Origin of the sequence: Halomonas sp. 707D4 (genome assembly GCF_024158685.1) — a bacterium.
Taxonomy (GTDB): domain Bacteria; phylum Pseudomonadota; class Gammaproteobacteria; order Pseudomonadales; family Halomonadaceae; genus Vreelandella.
This window is the reverse complement of the sequence record NZ_JAMZBD010000512.1, coordinates 1-2,131: the sequence shown is the minus strand read 5'-3', so window position 1 is coordinate 2,131 and position 2,131 is coordinate 1. Positions and strand designations below refer to the sequence as shown.

At 62.9% G+C, this 2,131-nt stretch carries 2 protein-coding genes; both read right to left on the bottom strand.

Going from position 1 to position 2,131, the window contains the following annotated elements; all coding sequences use genetic code 11:
- Positions 1-158: 158 nt before the first annotated feature.
- Entirely contained in the window at positions 159-1,076 is a 918-nt protein-coding gene (locus BIS11_RS15960) for a LysR substrate-binding domain-containing protein (RefSeq protein ID WP_253420743.1), read from the bottom strand.
- A 35-nt stretch (positions 1,077-1,111) separates the two neighbouring features.
- Positions 1,112-2,131, bottom strand: a 1,020-nt coding sequence (cls, locus tag BIS11_RS15955; protein ID WP_253586522.1) for a cardiolipin synthase, incomplete at its 5' end; no start/stop codon positions are given.

The window sequence follows — 2,131 nt, the reverse complement described above, 5'->3', positions numbered from 1 at the left end:
GGTCGGGGCGCAGGGCGAAGTAGAAGGCTTCCGCCAGGGTGCGACCCCGCCAGCTACGGTGGGGCTCGTCGAACTCGAGCCGGAAAGCCTGTTCGAGGATCACTTCTTCATCATCCAGAATTTCCTGGGACTGCCGGCTCACTTCGGGACCGGCTAGCTCACGCCTGTAGAAAGTCCCGAGGCAACTTCATCATCTGCTTCCAGAGCCGCTCGACGCCGGGCTTGTGAACCAGCGAGCAGCGGTAGAGGCGAATCTCGAGCGGAATGTCCAGACGCTCGTCGCCGGCGCGCACCAGCCGCTTGCTCTTGAGCTCCTCGCGAATGCAGAAATCGGGAATCCAGGCCATGCCCACGCCCTGCATCACCATGCCCTTGAGCCCTTCCGCCATGGCGGTCTCGTAGACCGTGCGCAGCTTGAGGCGCAGTGGATCGTTCTTGAGCACCATGTGCACGCTGCGGCCCAGAAAGGCCCCCTGGCTGTAGGTGAGATAGGGTACGGGCTCCGACTGGTCCAGGCTGAACAGCGGCTTGCCGTCGGCATCGGCAAGCGATACCGGCAGCATCTTGACGTTGCCGATGGAAAACGACGGGAAGACCTTGGTATCGAGCTGCATGGTGGCGAACGGGTCGTAGTAGGCGAGCATCAGGTCGCAGTTGCCCTCGCGCAGCACGTGGATCGCCTCGCCCACGTTCATCGCCACCAGCCGGGTGGGAAGCTCCCCCAGCCCCTTTTGCAGTCGCGAGATCCAGGGTGGGTAGAAGCTCAGGGCCAGCGAGTGGGCCGCCACGATGTCGAGCGCCTCGTTGGCGATTGAGAGTCCGCGCAGATGACTCATCGATTCGTTCAACTGATCGACGAGGTTGCGTGCGGTGACCAGAAAGAGCTGCCCTTCCGCCGTCAGCCCGATCGGCGTGGTCGAACGATCCACCAGGGTCGTGTCGAGGGCCTGCTCGAGGGCTCGGATGCGCCGGCTGAAAGCCGGCTGGGTGACGTGGCGCTGGCGAGCCGACGCTGAGAAGCTGCGCGTATTGGCGAGGGCGACGAAATCCTCGAGCCATTTGGTTTCTAGATTCACCCGGAACTCCTTATACCGGCGACGGGGCTTGCAGGCTACTGAATGGGCGCGGTCAGGTAAGCGGCCCGGGACACGACCTTCTTCCAGAGCGGCCGGCTGTTGATTTCATCGATCGTGACCCGCCGGCAGCGCGCGAAGTCCTTTTCCAGCATGCAGGCGACGCTGTCGGCGAAATCCGGTGACGGAATGTACGCGGTGACCTCGAAATTGAGGCGAAACGACCGGTTGTCGAGATTGACCGTTCCGACGGTCGCTGCGTCGCAGTCGATCAGCATGACCTTTTGGTGAAGAAATCCAGGAAGATAACGGTATATTTTTACCCCGGCACGCAGCATGTCGGGCAAGAACGAAAAGGCCGACAAGAACACCAGCAGGTGGTCCGGCCGCTCGGGGATCATCACCCGTACGTCGACCCCGCGCATGGCAGCAAGCCGCAGTGCGTCCTGCACGCCCTGGTCGGGCACGAAATAGGGGCTCGTCACCCACAGCCGGTCCACGGCGCTGTGGATCAGCTGCTGGACGAGCAGGCTTGCGGTATCGTGCTTGTCCGCCGGCCCCGAGGGCACGATAACGACCTGATGATCCTCCTGGGCATGGTTCTCGGCGTGCCAGTTGAGGGTGATCACCTCGCCGGTCGCCCAGTGCCAATCTTCCCAGAAGGCTTCCTGCAGACCCAGCACGCCCGGGCCTTGTAGCTTCAGGTGGGTATCGCGCCAGGGCCCGTGACGGGGATGCTCGCCCAGGTACTCCACGCCGACGTTGAGTCCCCCTACCCAGCCTTTCTTGCCGTCGATCACCATGATCTTGCGATGATTGCGAAAATTGAGCTGGAAGCGGTGCTTGAATCCTCGTGACGAGCCGAACGGGCTGATCGCCGCCCCTGCCCCGGCCAGCTCCTTGAAGTAGTTGTCGCGCAGTTTGCGACTGCCAAGCTCATCGTAGAGAAAATAGATGCGCACGCCGCGCTTTGCGGCGCGCAGCAGGTGCGCCTCGAGCTCGCGCCCGAGGCGGTCGTCGCGCACGATGAAGAATTGCAGCAGCAGGTAGTCCTTGGC